Origin of the sequence: Pseudomonas sessilinigenes (assembly GCF_003850565.1) — a bacterium.
GTDB lineage: Bacteria > Pseudomonadota > Gammaproteobacteria > Pseudomonadales > Pseudomonadaceae > Aquipseudomonas > Aquipseudomonas sessilinigenes.
This window is the reverse complement of record NZ_CP027706.1, coordinates 3,000,803-3,016,338: the sequence shown is the minus strand read 5'-3', so window position 1 is coordinate 3,016,338 and position 15,536 is coordinate 3,000,803. Positions and strand designations below refer to the sequence as shown.

Genomic DNA, 15,536 nt, shown 5'->3' with positions numbered 1-15,536 from the left:
CCTGCCGCTACGCAAGGCTGCGTCCGGCTGGGGCGGCATACCGGTGCCGCAGGGGCAGGCGCTTGCGCCCGCTGAAGGTCGCCAAGCAAGGTCCTGCGGACCTTTGTGCAGCCTCGCCGAGGGCTCGACAGCCGCTACACAGTGACGGATCGCCGATAGAGGCGCTCGATCAACCAGTCGGCCATTACGATTGGACAGCCACCCGGCCCGCTCCTAACCTGCGCTCGCCTCGTAGTCGCCCAGGCCTTCATCCCCATGATCGTGCGTCCCAAACCGAACCTGTTCGCCTTGCTCTTCGCCCTCAAGGGCTCGATCGCCAAGCGTATCGCCCTGCGCTGTGCCCTGGTGACCCTGCTGGCCTCGGTCATCGTGTTGGTGGAAACCCTGCAACCGGCCTTCTTCTCCAAAGTCAACGCCACGCCCTTCACCCTGCTGGGGCTGTCGCTGTCGATCTTCATGAGTTTTCGCAACAACGCCTGCTACGACCGCTGGTGGGAAGGCCGCAAGCAACTGGGGCAGTTGACCATCGAGGTGCGTTCGCTGATCCGCGAAAGCCTGGTGATCGAGGGCCACCCCGAGCGCGAGGGCTTGTTGCGCGATCTCTGCGGTTTCGCCCACAGCCTGATCGCCCGGCTGCGCCAAGAGGACGAAGCCCGTGCCCTGGAGCCCTGGGCCCAGGCACCGCTGGAGCGCCAACACCCGAACCTGACCGACGCCCAGTTGCAGCACATTGGGCGCCGTTGCTCGCAATGGGCCCGGCAAGGCCTGATCAGCGAGTGGCGCTATACCCAGCTGGAAAGCCGCCTGGTGAGCCTGAGCCTGGTACAGGCCGCCTGCGAGCGCATCCAGAACACCCCGCTGCCCTTCCCCTACACTTTGCTGCTGCATCGCACCATCTACCTGTTCTGCATCCTCCTGCCTTTTGCCATGGCCGAACCCCTGGGCTGGCTGACGCCGCTCTTCACCGCCATCGTCAGCTACACCTTCCTGGGCCTGGACGAAATCGGTGATGACCTGGAGGACCCGTTCGGCTACGACGACAATGACCTGCCCTGCAGCGCTCTGCTACGGGGCCTGGAGCGCGAAGTGCTGGCGGCGCTGGGCGTGTCCCCATTGCCACCGCTGCTGGAGCCCGAGGAGTACGTGCTGACCTGAAGCGGGGTTTGACTCAAGCCGGTTCCTGACCGAAGCTTGCTCCCTCCCCAAGTCGCTCGCTCCTGGACTTTCGCATGCCCCAAGCCCGCCGCTACCTGCTGATCAGCCTGTCCATCGTCATTCTTCTGGCCCTGGCCTGGTTCTTCCTGCGTAGCAGCCCACCCGCGGTGCCCGAGGCAATCCGCCAGGGTTATGGCGTGGCCCTGGAGAAGGCCCGCAATGGCCAGCCAGGCGCGGCACGGGTGCTCTACCAGCAGTTGGGGCGTCCCGATCTCAGCGACAAGCAACGCACTCGCCTGCTGGCCGTACTGCCCAACTACCCCAGCCCCCAGGCCCTGAAACTGGCGGACGCCGGCCTGCACCATGCCTCGGCGCAAGTACGCAAGGCCGCCATCGCCAGCGTGCTCGGCCTGGTGCCCAGCGGCAAGCGCAGCCTGTTGCTGGGTCCGTTGCTGGACGATCCGGAGCAAAGCGTGCGCTTTGCTGCCGTGGATGCGCTGCTGGGGCTGTCTCCGGATGACCAGGGCCTGTATTTCGGCCCCCTGCAGCAAGTGATCGACGAATACACCCAGGTCCTCAAGACCCGTGGCGACGACGTCGAGGCCCAGTACCAGCTGGCGCGCCTCTACCTGCACAACGCCGACCTGGCCAGGGCCCAGCAGACCCTGGAGCAAGCCTTGAAACTGGCACCGGACAACCTGCAGGCCGTGGTGTTGCAGATCGAGGTGCTCGACAAGCAAGGCCAGAGCGAAGCCGCCCGCCAACTGTTGGCCAAGCAGTTGCAAGCCCAGCAGGATTCAGCCTACCTGCAACATGCCCTGGGGCTCTGGCTGCTCCAGCACGACCAGGGCGAGTTTGCCCTCCTGGGCTTGTCCCGGGCCGTGGAGCTGGAGCCGAACAACGCGGCCTACCGCTACGACCTGGCCACTACCTTGCACAGCGAGCAGGAACTGGAGGCCGCACAGAAGCAGTTGGAGGAAATCGTCCAGCGCCAGCCGTACAACCGCAAGGCGCGGGTGCTGCTGATCAACTATTGGAAGGAAAGCGGCCAATTGCAGAACGTCCAGGTGCTGCTGGCCCAGCTCGAACAGCAGAATCCCGACGATCCGGCATTGCAGCAGGGTCTCTGAGCCTGCGCCGCTGCGCGCCCGGGCGCAGCCTTCGATAGCGGCTACACCGTTGTAGCCGCTGTCGAGCCCGCGAGACTGCGACAAGGCCTGCAGGACCTTCAGCGCTCGACCAGGCGAACGGTTATGGTCCTGCGCGCCCCAGCCCCCGGTGGCGATAAAAGGTTGAACCGCGCTGGCGGCAAACGGTCAAGTGATCAAAGCGACATCGCGACTTGCGTGCCGCCACTGATCGAAGCCATTGCGAGGGTATTGCTTGACCACCCCAACTGCGTTGCACAGCGATAAGGCCGCCACCGGCATCGAGGGCCTGGACGACATTCTCAACGGGGGACTGTCGCGCAGCCACGTCTTCCTGCTGGAGGGTGAGCCCGGTACGGGCAAGACCACCGTCGCCCTGCACTTCCTGCGGACCGGTGCCCTGGCCGGCGAACGCTGCCTGTACATCACCCTTTCGGAAACCGAGCGTGAGCTGCGCCAGGGCGCGCAGTCCCATGGCTGGGAACTGGACGGCAGCATCCACATCTTCGAGCTGACCCCACCGGAAAGCCTGCTCAATGTCGAACACCAGCAGAGCCTGTTGTACTCCTCGGACCTGGAGCTGGGAGAAGCCACGCGGCAGATCTTCGAGGTCGTGGAGCGCGTCAAGCCGACCCGAGTCGTGCTCGACAGCCTCTCGGAAATCCGCCTGCTGGCCCAGAGTTCCTTGCGTTATCGCCGGCAGATCCTGGCGATCAAGCACTACTTCGTGCGCTACGACGCCACCGTCCTGCTGCTGGACGACCTGACCAGCGAAGCCCTGGACAAGACCGTGCACAGCGTGGCTCACGGTGTGATCCGCCTGGAGGAGCTGACCCCGGGTTATGGCGCCGAGCGGCGGCGGATCAAGATCATGAAATACCGCGGCCAGAAGTACCGTGGCGGGTTCCATGACTTCACCATCCAGGGCGACGGCGTGCACGTGTTCCCACGGCTGGTCGCCGCCGAGCACCGACGTCGCCACGAGCGCCAGACCCTGACCAGCGGCATCCGGGAAATGGACGCCCTGCTCGGCGGCGGGATCGCCAGCGGCTCCAGCACCCTGATCCTTGGCCCCGCAGGCACCGGCAAATCGCTGATTGCCATGATCTTCGCTGCGGCCGCCGTGGCCAGGGGCGAGAAAGCCGCGCTGTTCATCTTCGACGAGGAACTGGGGTTGCTGTTCGAGCGCATGGACAACATGGGCATCGACCTCCAGGCCCTGCAAGCCAGCGGCAACCTGATCATCGAACAGGTGGACGCCGCCGAGCTATCGCCTGGAGAGCTGTCGCACCGGGTCAGGCATTGTGTCGACAAGGGCCAGATCAAGACGGTGGTGATCGATAGCATCAACGGCTACCAGGCAGCCATGCCCGAGGAAAACGCCCTGGTCCTGCACATGCACGAGCTGCTGCTGTACCTCAACCGCCAGGGTGCGGCGACCTTCATGACCGTGGCCCAGCACGGCCTGGTGGGTGACATGCAGGCTCCGGTGGACATCACCTACCTGGCCGACACGGTCATCCTGCTGCGCTACTTCGAAGCCCTGGGCAAGGTGCGCCGGGCCATCTCGATCATCAAGAAACGCACCGGCAGCCATGAGTCCACCATCCGCGAATACCGTATCAGCGGCCGCGGCTTGACCATCGGCGAGCCCCTGGAAGCCTTCCAGGGCGTACTGCGCGGCGTCCCCAACTATCAAGGTGCAGGCCAGCCGCTGCTGGGGGACGAAGATCCATGATCCATAGCCCGGAGTTTTCCGAGCGGGCCCTGGTGCTCACGCCCCTGGGCCGTGATAGCCAACTGGCCCAGATGATGCTGCATGAAGCCGGCCTCAGCAGCCTGGCCACCGCAAACCTCGGCGCCCTGTGCCAGGAACTGGAGCACGGCGCCGGCTTGCTGATCATCGCTGTCGAAGCCTTGCGCGGGGGGGACCTCACGCCCTTGCTGCAGTACCTGGAGCAGCAACCGGCCTGGTCGGACCTGCCGATCATCCTGCTGACCCATCATGGCGGGCCGGAACAGAACCCGGCGGCAAGCTTTGGCGCGCCCCTGGGCAATGTCAGCTTTCTCGAACGGCCCTTTCATCCGGCCACCCTGATCAGCCTGGCCAAGGCCGCCTTGCGCGGCCGACGCCGGCAATACGAAGCCCGGGACCGGCTGGTCGATTTGAGCCAGAGTGAACTGCGCCTGCAACGCACCCTGGAGACCCTGGAGCAGCAGGTGGAGGAACGCACTGCACAGCTGCGGCACAACGAGGAAGCCTTGCGCCAGTCGCAGAAGATGGAAGCCGTCGGCCAGCTCACCGGCGGCATTGCCCATGACTTCAACAACATGCTGACCGGCATCATCGGCAGCCTGGAGTTATTGCGCCGGCGCCTGGCCCGGGGACGCACCGAGGACCTGGACAGCCTGATCGATCTTGGGGTGACCTCGGCCAATCGCGCGGCGGGCCTGACCCATCGCCTGCTGGCCTTCTCCCGACGCCAGTCGCTGGACAGCAAGCCCGTGGAAATGAACGCCCTGGTGAGTTCCATGGCACAGTTGCTGCAGGGCAGCCTCAGCGAAAGCATCGAACTGCAACTGCGACTGTGCGAACAGCCCTGGGTAGCCGAGGCCGACCCCAACCAATTGGAAAGCGCCCTGCTGAACCTGGCGCTCAATGCCCGGGATGCCATGCCCAACGGTGGTCGCTTGCTGGTGGAAACCCTCAACTGCAGGCTGGACGAGGACTTTGTCCAAGCCCACGACAACCTCGAGCCTGGCGACTACGTAGTGTTGCGGGTCAGCGATAACGGCTGCGGCATGCCCGAGGCCATCATCAACCGGGTGTTCGACCCTTTTTTCACCACCAAGCCCATCGGCCAGGGCACAGGCCTGGGCCTGTCGATGATCTATGGGTTCAGCAAGCAGTCCCATGGCCATGTGACGTTGGACAGCACCATTGGGCGAGGCACCGAAGTCAGCCTCTACCTGCCGCGCTTCAGCGGCCAGCCGGCCCAGGACCTGCACCCCGAAGCCTTGCTGGCGCCTAGTGCGCACGACGGCGAGACGGTACTGATCGTCGAGGACGATCCTGCGGTGCGAGCCTTGGTCAGTACGGTACTGGGCGAGCTGGGCTACCGCTTTATCGAGGCTGGCGATGCCCGCAGCGCCATGCCGGTCCTCGACTCCGGGCAGCGCATCGACCTGTTGATCAGTGACGTCGGCCTGCCCGGCATGAATGGCCGGCAGCTGGCGGAGATCGGACGGCAGGTCCGTCCGCAATTGAAAGTCCTGTTCATCACCGGTTATGCCGAGCATGCGGCGGCCCGTGGCGGCTTCCTCGACCCGGGCATGCAGTTGATCACCAAGCCCTTCACCTTCGATCTGTTGATCGCCAAGGTCCAGGAAATGCTACGCGACTGAATCCCGGCTCAGGCCAACAGTTGCTGGATCTGTTGATGCAGGCTGTTGAGGTCGAAAGGCTTGGCCAGGATCGGCGCCTTGCGGGTGATGGGGCTGTTGCATTCGAGGATCTCGTTGGGATAGCCGCTGATGAAAATCACCTTGAGGTCCGGGCGCAGTTTCACTGCCGGCTCGGCGATCATCACCCCGGTGATGCCACCTGGCAGCCGGTAGTCGGTGATCATCAGGTCCAGGTTCGGCTTGCTGGCCAGGATCTCGAACGCCTGCTCGCCGTTCTCCGCCTGCAATACCCGATAGCCCAGGCCCGACAGGTAGTCGGCCAGCAGCATCAGGATCACCGGTTCATCTTCGACGATCAGTACGACGTCTTGTGCATCTTCACTCATGGAAAACCTTTGTTCGGTCAATTGCTGCTTGAGGCTGTCGAAGTTTGCCGGACCACCGTGCCGGCAAACCCCGGCAGCCACTGTACGACCATCGGGCCACGCAGAGGTTGCGTGCGGATGAAGTTTTAAGCGCTGGCCGGTAGGTCGATGTCCGCCAGAGGCAGGCAGACGCGAAACAGCGCCCCTTCGCCAATGCGGCTCTCGACGCCGATGGAGCCACCGTGGGCCGTGACGATCTGCTCGGAAATGAACAGCCCCAGCCCCAGGCCCGAAACCACATGGTTGGCGCTGACCCGCTCGAATTGCTGGAAAATGCGCTTCTGGTTGTCTTCGCTGATGCCGATACCGTGGTCACGCACCTCGACCCGGGCTTCACCGCAGGTGGTGTAGACCCGTACCTCGATAGGGCTCTTGGCGCCGTAGCGCAAGGCGTTGGTCAGCAGGTTGGAAACCACTTGCTCGATGCGAAACTCATCCCAGTTGCCCTCCACCGCTTGCTCGGCATGCAGGCTCAGGGATGATTGCGCGGCTTCGACCTGGGGGGCGAAATTCTCCACCAGGCCGCGTACCAACTGCACCAGATCGAAGCGCGACGGGCGGATCGACAGTTTGCCGGTACGAATGCGCGAGATATCGAGCATGTCTTCGATCAATCTGATCAGGCTCTTGATCTGGCGCTCATCGCGGTCGACCATCGCGTGCATCTTGTCCAGGCTGAAGGCTGCGGCATTCTCCCGGGCCAGGTGCATCTTGCGCAGCTGGGTTTCCAGGATCAGGCCATTGAGGGGCGTGCGTACCTCATGGGCGACGATCGACATGAAATCGTCACGCATGCGCACCGCCTGCTCCAGTTCGTTCTGGGTGGCCTGCAGCTTCTTGAGCAGCGCCTCCTGCTCACGACGACTGCGCTCCAGGGCCTCGACCTGCTGCTTCATGGCCTTGCTCTGGCGGTACAGGTCGACGAAGACGTTGACCTTGCTCTTGACCGCATGGATATCCAGGGGCTTGTGCAAGAAGTCCACGGCCCCGCTCTCGTAGCCCTTGAAGGCGTAGTTGAGTTCGCGCCCGGCAGCGCTGACGAACACGATGGGAATGTTCTTGGTCTTTTCCGTGCCCCGCATCAGTTCCGCCAGCTCAAAACCGTTCATGCCAGGCATCTGCACATCGAGGATGGCCATGGCGAACTCATGCTGGAGCAACAGCGACAGGGCTTCGTCGGCCGACAAGGCCTTGTATACCAGGCGATCCTCGCGCTTGATCAGGGCTTCGAGGGCCAGCAGATTCTCCGGCAGGTCATCGACGATCAGCAGCTTGGCTTGGACATTACTCAACATGCGCTTCGTTCCAGCTCGGCGAGCAGACGGCTGATGCCGTGCAAAGGGAGGATGTAGTCCGGTTGGTGCAGGGCCAGGGCCGCATCCGGCATGGTCGATACATGGGCCTCGCTGGGGTCCTGGACGATGGTCAGGCCGCCCTGGCGCTTGACCTCGGCCAAGCCGCGAGCGCCGTCCTGGTTGGCCCCGGTCAACAGCACCGCAGCCAGGCGCGGGCCATAGGCGTCGGCGGCAGATTCGAACAAGACGTCGATGGCCGGCCGCGAATGATGGACCCGCTCCTCCTGGCTCAGGGACAGGCTGTGGTCCTGCTCCACCGACAGGTGATAACCGGGGGCGGCGAAATACAAGGTGCCGGGCAGGATCTGCTCCTTGTCATCGGCCTCCTTGACCCTCAGCGCCAGGCGCCGGTCGAAGACCTCCGCCAGTTGGCTGCGGCGTTCATCGGGCAGGTGCAGGACGACGATCAACGGCAGTCGGAAACCCCGGCCGAACCCGCTGAACAGGCCCAGCAAGGCTTCGACGCCACCGGCGGAGGCGCCCACCACGATGGCCTCGATCGGCGGTAGCGCGCCAGGGCTGAGAATATCCTGCGTCATAGCTTGCGATAGATCCGTTCTTGTTTGACCAGGGGCTCGAAGTGCTTGCCGTAGGCGGAGAAGTCCAGGGTTTCCTTGCTACCCAGCACCAGGAACCCACGATGGCAGAGCGATTCATGGAACAGGCCAAAGGCTCGATCCTGCAACTTTTTATTGAAATAAATCAATACGTTACGGCATGAGATCAACTGCGTCTCAGAAAATACGCTGTCGGTGGCCAGGCTGTGGTCGGCAAAGGTCACGCTTTCGCGCAGGCTCTTGTCGAAGATCGCATAGTCATAGGCCGCGGTGTAGTAGTCGGCAAAGGAGCGCTTGCCACCCGCCCTCTGGTAGTTGTGGGTATAGGCCCGCACGTTCTCCAGGGAGAAGATGCCCTGCTTGGCCTTTTCCAGGGAGTTGGGGTTGATGTCCGTGGCATAGATGATGGTCCGCTCCAGCAAGCCTTCCTCGCGCAGCAGGATGGCCATGGAATAGACCTCTTCACCCGTGCTGCACCCGGCGATCCAGATCTTCAGCGACGGATAGGTCTTGAGCAACGGCACCACTTCCTGGCGGATCGCCAGGAAGTGCGAAGGGTCGCGAAACATCTCGCTGACCGGAATGGTCAGGAACTGCAACAGCTGCATGAACGCGGTCGGGTCGTGCAGCACCCGTTCCTGCAAGGCCGAGATGGTCTTGCATTCGAACTGGCGCAAGGCGTGGTTGACCCGGCGCTTGATCGAAGCGCCGGAGTAATCGCGAAAGTCGTAGCTGTATTTAAGGTAGATAGCTTCGATCAACAAACGCAGTTCGATCTCGGTATTGCGCTCCACTAAATTCTTTCCATCTTGGGTAGCCACACGCGGATAAGTGAGAACAACCGGTCGAGATCGATGGGCTTGGCCAGGTAGTCGTTGGCGCCGGCCTGCAGGCAGCGCTCCTGGTCGTCCTTCATGGCCTTGGCCGTCACCGCGATGATCGGCAGCTTGCGCCAGCGCGGATCCTTGCGGATCTGCGCCGTGGCTTCGAAACCGTCCATCTCCGGCATCATCACGTCCATCAGCACCAAATCGATATCCTCGACTTCGTTGAGTCTGGCAATGGCTTCCAGGCCGTTACGCCCGATCACCACCACGGCGCCCTTGTGTTCCAGAGCGCTGGTCAAGGCGAAGATATTACGCACATCGTCATCCACCAGGAGGACCTTGCGTCCCTCGAAGACCTTGTCGCGGCTGCGGGCGGTCTTGAGCATCTTCTGCCGCTCATGGGACAACTGGGATTCGACTTTGTGCAGAAAAAGCGTCACTTCATCCAGCAGGCGCTCTGGCGAACGGGCGCCCTTGATGATGATCGAGCGCGAATACTTGCGCAGCTCGGCCTCCTCGTCGCGGGTCAGGTTGCGCCCGGTGTAGACGATCACCGGTGGAAACGAGCAGATGTCTTCGGTGGACATGCGCTTGAGCAGGTCGTTGCCCAGCATGTCCGGCAGCTTGAGGTCGATGACCATGCAGTCGTAGACATTCTTGCGCAGCAGCTCCAGGGCATCCTGGGCCAGGCCCACGGCGGTGATCTCGATGTCATCGTCGCCGATCAGCCGGGCGATGCTGTCGCGCTGCAGGTCGTCGTCCTCCACCAGCAGCACGCGCTTGACCTTCTGCGTCAACTTGGCCTCCAGGCGGGCGAAGACGTCCTTGAGCTCCTCGCGGGTCGTGGGCTTGACCGCATAGCCCACGGCGCCCATGTGCATCGCCGCCTCGACCCGGTCTTCCACCGAGATCACATGCACCGGGATATGCCGGGTCTGCGGGTGCTCCTTGAGCCGTTGCAACACCGTCAGGCCGGAGTGATCGGGCAAGCGCATGTCCAGGAGGATTGCATCGGGAACGAACTGGGTCGCCAGGCTGAAACCTTCGTCGGCGCCATGGGCCACCAGGCAGTGATAACCCAGCTCATGGGCCAGGTCGAAGAGGATATGCGCAAAGTTGGCTTCGTCCTCCACCACCAGGATGCAACGGCTCTTGAAGGGCGCCTTGTCCCGATCGTCGGCGAAACGAGGGATCTCCACCACCGCCATCGCAGCCTCGGCAACCACCGGGTTGGACGGCTGGGGCAGTACCGCAGGCGCCACCGGCGCGAGGACGGTCGACGCGGCAGACAAGGCATCGCTGTATCGCTCCGGCAGTACCAGGGTAAAGACACTGCCCCGGCCCGGTTCGCTGCTGACGCTGATCGTGCCCCCCATCAGGTTGGCCAGGTCCCGGGAAATGGACAGCCCCAGGCCAGTGCCGCCATAGCGCCGGTTGGTGGTGCCATCAGCCTGGTGGAACGCCTCGAAGATGCTTTCATGCTGGTCCTGGGCGATACCGATCCCGGAATCCTGCACCGCAAAAGCGATGCCCGAACCTGGATGAGCCGACACCACCAGGCCAACCTGTCCCTGCTCGGTGAACTTGACCGCATTGGACAGCAGGTTCTTGAGCACCTGCTCGACCCGCTGGCGATCGGTGAACAGCGTCTGCGGTGCGCCTGGTTGCAGCTCCACCTTGAATTCCAGGCCCTTGTCCGCCGTCAGCGGCTGGAACAGGCTGCGCAGCCCATCCACCAGGCGCGAGACGCTGGTGTTCTCCGGACGGACTTCGAGCTTGCCGGCCTCGACCTTGGAAATATCCAGGATGTCGTTGATCAGGTTCAGCAGGTCGTTGCCGGCGGAATAGATCGACTCGGCGAACTTGACCTGTTCGTCGCTGAGGTTTTCCTGGGGGTTCTCGGCCAGCAACTTGGCCAGGATCAGCGAGCTGTTGAGTGGCGTGCGCAGCTCGTGGGACATATTGGCCAGGAACTCGGACTTGTACTTGCTCGAACGCTGCAATTCCTCGGCACGCTCTTCGAGCTGGATCTGCGCCTCGTTGAGTTCGCTGTTCTTGCGGTCCATGGCGTCGCGCTGCTCGGCCAGCGCCAGGGCCTGCTCCGACAACTGCTCGTTGGTCTGCTCCAGCTCCACCTGCTGGGTTTCCAGGTGTGCCTGGGACTCCTTGAGAATGCGCGACTGTTCTTCCAGCTCCTCGTTGGCGGTCTTGAGCTCCTCCTGCTGGACTTGCAGTTCTTCGTTGAGCTGCTGGGTCTCGGCCAGCACCTCCTGCAAGCGCTGGCGATAGCGCGCGGCCTCGATGGAAGTACCGATATTGCCGGCGATCAGCTCCAGCAACTCGATATCGCGCTCGCTCAGGGCGCGCAGGAAGCCCAGCTCGATCACCCCGTTGACTCGATCGTCATCGCGGGTTGGCACCACCAGCACGCTGCGCGGAGCCCCCTCGCCAAGGCCGGAGCTGACCTTGAAATAATCCTGTGGCACATCGTCCAGGCGGATCAGGCGCTTGTGTTGCGCAGCCTGCCCCACCAGCCCTTCGTCGCCATACAACGACTGACCCTGCTCCTCCTGCTCGCGAGAGAAGCCGTAGGAAGCCACGCGCTTGAGGGCGCCATGCTCCTCGCGCACATACAGCGCCGCCACCGGCGTCCCCAGGTACTGGGCGCAGAACTGCAGGATGTTGCGACCCAGCAGGTTCAGGGTCAGTTGTCCCAGCATCTGCTCGGCCAGTTCGGTCTGGCCGGTGCGCAGCCAGGCCTGGCGCTCCAGGCTGCGGGCACCGCGCAGCTCGGCCTCGAGGTTCTCGCTGTAGCTGCGCGACAGGGCGAGCAGGTCACGGCGCCCGACATAGGCCAGCAAGCCGCTGATGCCCACGACGAACAGCAGGTACAAGGTGACGCTCAAGATCGTGGTACGACTGACGTTGTCGTTGCGCTCCTGGCGCAGTTGCTGCTCCGAGGCCACAGCATCGTCGAACTCCTTGCGCACCTCATCGGTCAGGCGCTTGCCGCGTCCGGCCCGCACCGCTTCGCGATAGTCGCCGTTCTGCCGGCGCAACTCGATCATGCCGTGGGCATAGTTGTTCCACTCGGTCTGCAGGGCTTCCATGCGCTTGAGCCGGTCCACCTGCTGCGGGTTGTCCGCCACCAACTCCTGCAGGCCGCGCAATTCAGTAAGGATGCGGGGCTTGGCCACTTCATAGGGATCGAGGAAATGCTCGTCGCCGGTGATCAGGAAACCGCGCATGCCGGTTTCCAGGTCGATGGTCAGGCGTGCGGCTTCATTAAGGTTGTTGATCACCCGATCGGTGTGTTGCACCCACTGGATCACCGACAGCAGATAGGTGATCAGGGCCACGAAAAACACTGCACTGAGTACGCCCACGCCAAGGGGCAGGCTGACGTTACGTGTCAGCAGCTTGCGAAAACTCTGTTCATCAACCGAGGACGGACGAATCATGTGGTGGACCTTGGGGTTGGTGAAAAAAAGGGCAGTTTGCCCCACATTCGGCCATCGCAGCTATTTTTTATAACCAACACGCCGGTGCATTGCGATGTGACCTGCCGTAGGACGATAGAAGCGGTTATTCTTGCCGGCACTTGTACAAGTGATTTTTTTTGTACAGCTTCGGGAACTTGTGGCCAGGCGCCACTTACTGATGCACAGGGCCGCCTGTTGCGCTGCCCGCCGAATTCAATCCTTGAGAGTGCCTATATGCCCGCCAGCGTTCCAACCATCCTAGTCGTCGAAGACGATGCCATCGTGCGCATGCTGATCGTCGATGTCCTCGAAGAACTGGAGTTCGCGGTCCAGGAAGCCGACGGCAGTGAGGCGGCCCTGGGCCTGTTGCAGGACCTGGCACGCCCCATCGACCTGCTGATGACCGATGTTGGCCTGCCCGGCATGAACGGCCGCGAACTGGCCGAGCATGCGCGCCAACTGCGCCCGCACCTGCCGATCCTGTTCGCCAGCGGCTATGCCGAATCCATCGAGGTGCCGCCGGGCATGTCGGTGATCGGCAAACCATTCTCCATCGATCAACTGCGGGACAAGGTGCGCGGCATCCTCGGCTGATCCTGGCGCCCGCCTGATCGAGCACTGGGGCACTGTGGTTTAATGGCGACCTTTTTTTGCCCTCGCCCACCAGGAACCACGCCCCATGAGCCCTACCGCCACGACCAAAGTCCTGATCATTGGTTACGTGTGGCCCGAGCCGCGCTCTTCGGCCGCCGGCGGGCACATGATGCAGATCCTGCAATGTTTTCTCGACCAGGGCTGGGAGTTGACCTTCAGCAGCCCGGCCAATCCTGGTGAACACAAGGAAGACCTCGTTGCCCTGGGGATTCGTGAATGCCCGATCGAGCTGAACAACGCCAGCTTCGACCGCTTCGTCGCCGAACTGGCGCCGGATATCGTGCTCTTCGACCAGTTCATGATGGAGGAGCAGTTCGGCTGGCGCGTGGAGCAACACTGTCCCAATGCCTTGCGGGTCCTGGAGACTTCTGACCTGCAGTGCCTGCGCCATGCGCGGCACCAACGGCTCAAGGACCATCTCAAGCACGCGAGCGCAGAAGACGATTTCAGCCCGCTGTTTGCCCAGGCGCAGCAGGACGAGTTCCAGCACATGGCCGAGACCGACCTGGCCAAGCGCGAGATCGCCGCCATCTATCGTTGCGACCTGAGCCTGATGATCTCCGAAGTGGAGATCGAGCTACTGGTGGAACAGTTCCGCCTGCCACCGACGCTGCTGCACTGGTGCCCGTTGATGCTGGAACGACTGCCGGAGGGTTTCGCGCCGTTCGAGCAACGGGCGCACTTTCTCAGCATCGGCAACTTCCGCCACGCACCGAACTGGGATGCGGTGCTGTGGATGAAGAACCGCGTATGGCCCTTGATCCGCCAGCAATTACCCGGCGCGCAACTGCACCTGTATGGCGCCTATACCCCGCCCAAGGCAGCGGCGCTGCATAACCCGGCCCAAGGCTTCCATATCATGAACTGGGCCGAGGACGCGTTGCAGGTGATGAGCGCCGCGCGCATCTGCCTGGCACCACTGCGCTTCGGCGCGGGCATCAAGGGCAAGCTGCTGGACGCCATGCTCTGTGGCACGCCAAGCGTGACCACCCCCATAGGCAGCGAATCGATGACCGTGCCCGACCTGCCATGGCCCGGCGCCGTGGAGGAGTCCGCCACCGCCCTGGCCGCAGCGGCAGTGCGCCTGTATCAGGACCAGGCCCAGTGGTCCGACGCCCAGGCCGCGGGCAGCCAGTTACTGGCAGCACGCTACCGCCAGCAGGTCCATGGCCCGGCGTTGATCCAGCGCCTGCAACACTGCCGCCAACACCTGGCCCAGGAACGCCGGGACAACTTCACCGGCAGCATGCTGCGCCACCATCACCACAAGAGCACCCAATACATGGCGCAATGGATCGAGGCGAAGAACCGTCCCTGAGATCCGGGCCAACGCTTGCCCGAACCCGCCACACTCCCCCGCTCGAAACGCGTCTTCATCTTCATGGCTGGCCAGTGGGCCAGCCTCTCTTCCCCGCACCAGATCGAAGTACTTTCTCGTCATTGCCGCCCAAGGCAACGATGCCTGCTGCCCTGCCCGGCCAACCGTGCTTAGCCATGCACTGAAGTTGCCCGGGGATACCGGACCAATGACCGCAAGGAATCCCGATGCGCGGCTATTCTGGTAAACAAATCTCGTTCAGCTTCCGTTCAGCGGCTGTCAACAATCTTCATTTAGCAATGAGTATCATTATGTTACAACTTAGCTCCCTACCTAGTTCATCCGCTGGTGCTGAATGCTCGTTCCATTTCTGATCATGCTGCGCGAAGGGATCGAAGCCGCGCTCATCGTTGGCATCATCGCCAGCTACCTGCAACAGACAGGCCGCGGCCAGTGGATGCCAGCGGTGTGGATCGGCGTCTTTCTCGCGGCTGCCCTGGCCCTGCTGGTCGGTGGCGGCCTGGAACTGATGAGCGCCGAGTTCCCGCAGAAGCAACAAGAACTGTTCGAAGGCATCGTCGGCCTGGTGGCCGTGGGCATCCTCAGCTCCATGGTGTTCTGGATGCGCAAGGTCGCACGTTCCATCAAGCACTCCCTGCAAGCCTCCCTGGACCAGGCCCTGGCCGGCTCCCGGCACCAGGTGATCGCCCTGGTCGCCATGGTGTTCTTCGCCGTCGCCCGGGAGGGCCTGGAGACCGTGTTCTTCCTGTTGGCGGTGTTCCAACAGAGTGAAGGCCCGGGCGCGCCCATCGGTGCATTGCTGGGGTTGGTGACGGCCATTATCGTCGGCTTCCTGATCTACACCGGCAGCATGCGCCTGAACCTTGCGGTGTTCTTCCGCTGGACCGGGCTGTTCATCCTGGTGGTAGCCGCCGGCATCCTGGCCAACTCGGTACAGGCACTGCATGAAGCCGGGCTGTGGAACCACCTGCAGACCGTGCTCTTCGACTTCAGCGCCAGCCTGCCCATGGACGGCCCGCTGGGCTCGGTGCTGGCCGGCATGTTCGGCTACCAGGACGCCCCCACCATCAGCACCCTGGGCGCCTATGTGCTGTACCTGGCCGTGACCCTGGTGCTGTTCTTCCTGCCCGGCGCCGCGCCTGCCAAGGCGCCCGGCCCATCGTCTTCCGTTTCCAGTCAGTAAGGCTCC

12 protein-coding genes are annotated in these 15,536 nt (G+C 63.1%); 7 read left to right on the top strand and 5 right to left on the bottom strand.

The genetic code is table 11. The features are described from left to right. Positions 1–255: 255 nt before the first annotated feature. The 4 genes from C4K39_RS14025 (at position 256) to C4K39_RS14010 (ending at position 5,708) form a co-directional block, all read left to right on the top strand. Positions 256–1,155, top strand: coding sequence for a bestrophin family protein (locus C4K39_RS14025; RefSeq protein WP_068588409.1), 900 nt, complete (start codon positions 256–258; stop codon positions 1,153–1,155). Positions 1,156–1,229: 74 nt separating this feature from the next. After that, positions 1,230–2,285, top strand: coding sequence for a tetratricopeptide repeat protein (locus C4K39_RS14020; RefSeq protein WP_068588406.1), 1,056 nt, complete (start codon positions 1,230–1,232; stop codon positions 2,283–2,285). 253 nt (positions 2,286–2,538) lie between these two features. Further along, entirely contained in the window at positions 2,539–4,041 is a 1,503-nt protein-coding gene (locus tag C4K39_RS14015) for an ATPase domain-containing protein (RefSeq protein WP_068588403.1), read from the top strand. Further along, positions 4,038–5,708 carry a response regulator gene (locus tag C4K39_RS14010; RefSeq protein WP_124346715.1) on the top strand — a complete coding sequence of 557 codons (1,671 nt, stop codon included), beginning with the start codon at positions 4,038–4,040 and terminating at the stop codon, positions 5,706–5,708. Before C4K39_RS14015 ends, C4K39_RS14010 begins: the two co-directional genes overlap by 4 nt. Before the next feature lie 8 nt (positions 5,709–5,716). Here C4K39_RS14010 and C4K39_RS14005 read toward each other — a convergent pair whose 3' ends face one another. The 5 genes from C4K39_RS14005 to C4K39_RS13985 all read right to left on the bottom strand — a co-directional run bounded on the left by C4K39_RS14005 (position 5,717) and on the right by C4K39_RS13985 (position 12,333). Continuing rightward, a complete protein-coding gene (locus C4K39_RS14005; protein ID WP_068588398.1) occupies positions 5,717–6,094 on the bottom strand; it encodes a response regulator in 378 nt (125 codons plus the stop codon). Positions 6,095–6,219: 125 nt separating this feature from the next. After that, positions 6,220–7,428 carry a hybrid sensor histidine kinase/response regulator gene (locus C4K39_RS14000; protein WP_068588395.1) on the bottom strand — a complete coding sequence of 403 codons (1,209 nt, stop codon included), beginning with the start codon at positions 7,426–7,428 and terminating at the stop codon, positions 6,220–6,222. Then, a complete protein-coding gene (locus tag C4K39_RS13995; RefSeq protein ID WP_068588392.1) occupies positions 7,422–8,027 on the bottom strand; it encodes a chemotaxis protein CheB in 606 nt (201 codons plus the stop codon). The genes C4K39_RS14000 and C4K39_RS13995 overlap by 7 nt, the downstream gene beginning before the upstream one ends. Continuing rightward, positions 8,024–8,839: a CheR family methyltransferase gene (locus C4K39_RS13990; RefSeq protein WP_068588389.1), complete on the bottom strand. Its 816-nt coding sequence runs from the start codon at positions 8,837–8,839 to the stop codon at positions 8,024–8,026. The genes C4K39_RS13995 and C4K39_RS13990 overlap by 4 nt, the downstream gene beginning before the upstream one ends. After that, entirely contained in the window at positions 8,839–12,333 is a 3,495-nt protein-coding gene (locus tag C4K39_RS13985) for a response regulator (protein ID WP_124346714.1), read from the bottom strand. The genes C4K39_RS13990 and C4K39_RS13985 overlap by 1 nt, the downstream gene beginning before the upstream one ends. A gap of 255 nt (positions 12,334–12,588) precedes the next feature. Between C4K39_RS13985 and C4K39_RS13980 the strand changes: the two genes are divergently transcribed. The 3 genes from C4K39_RS13980 (at position 12,589) to efeU (ending at position 15,530) form a co-directional block, all read left to right on the top strand. After that, positions 12,589–12,948, top strand: coding sequence for a response regulator (locus tag C4K39_RS13980; RefSeq protein WP_124346713.1), 360 nt, complete (start codon positions 12,589–12,591; stop codon positions 12,946–12,948). 85 nt (positions 12,949–13,033) lie between these two features. Next, positions 13,034–14,326, top strand: a complete 1,293-nt coding sequence (locus tag C4K39_RS13975; RefSeq protein ID WP_124346712.1) for a glycosyltransferase — start codon at positions 13,034–13,036, stop codon at positions 14,324–14,326. Between the two features lie 355 nt (positions 14,327–14,681). Then, complete coding sequence (gene efeU, locus C4K39_RS13970) at positions 14,682–15,530, top strand: iron uptake transporter permease EfeU (protein ID WP_124346711.1); 849 nt, start codon at positions 14,682–14,684, stop codon at positions 15,528–15,530. Positions 15,531–15,536: the final 6 nt, after the last annotated feature.

Coding starts and splice junctions, on each gene's coding strand:
- C4K39_RS14025 (WP_068588409.1), top strand. CDS start 256: ATGATCGTGCGTCCCAAACCGAACCTGTTCGCCTTGCTCTTCGCCCTC.
- C4K39_RS14020 (WP_068588406.1), top strand. CDS start 1,230: ATGCCCCAAGCCCGCCGCTACCTGCTGATCAGCCTGTCCATCGTCATT.
- C4K39_RS14010 (WP_124346715.1), top strand. CDS start 4,038: ATGATCCATAGCCCGGAGTTTTCCGAGCGGGCCCTGGTGCTCACGCCC.
- C4K39_RS14005 (WP_068588398.1), bottom strand. CDS start 6,094: ATGAGTGAAGATGCACAAGACGTCGTACTGATCGTCGAAGATGAACCG.
- C4K39_RS14000 (WP_068588395.1), bottom strand. CDS start 7,428: ATGTTGAGTAATGTCCAAGCCAAGCTGCTGATCGTCGATGACCTGCCG.
- C4K39_RS13995 (WP_068588392.1), bottom strand. CDS start 8,027: ATGACGCAGGATATTCTCAGCCCTGGCGCGCTACCGCCGATCGAGGCC.
- C4K39_RS13985 (WP_124346714.1), bottom strand. CDS start 12,333: ATGATTCGTCCGTCCTCGGTTGATGAACAGAGTTTTCGCAAGCTGCTG.
- C4K39_RS13980 (WP_124346713.1), top strand. CDS start 12,589: ATGCCCGCCAGCGTTCCAACCATCCTAGTCGTCGAAGACGATGCCATC.
- C4K39_RS13975 (WP_124346712.1), top strand. CDS start 13,034: ATGAGCCCTACCGCCACGACCAAAGTCCTGATCATTGGTTACGTGTGG.
- efeU (WP_124346711.1), top strand. CDS start 14,682: ATGCTCGTTCCATTTCTGATCATGCTGCGCGAAGGGATCGAAGCCGCG.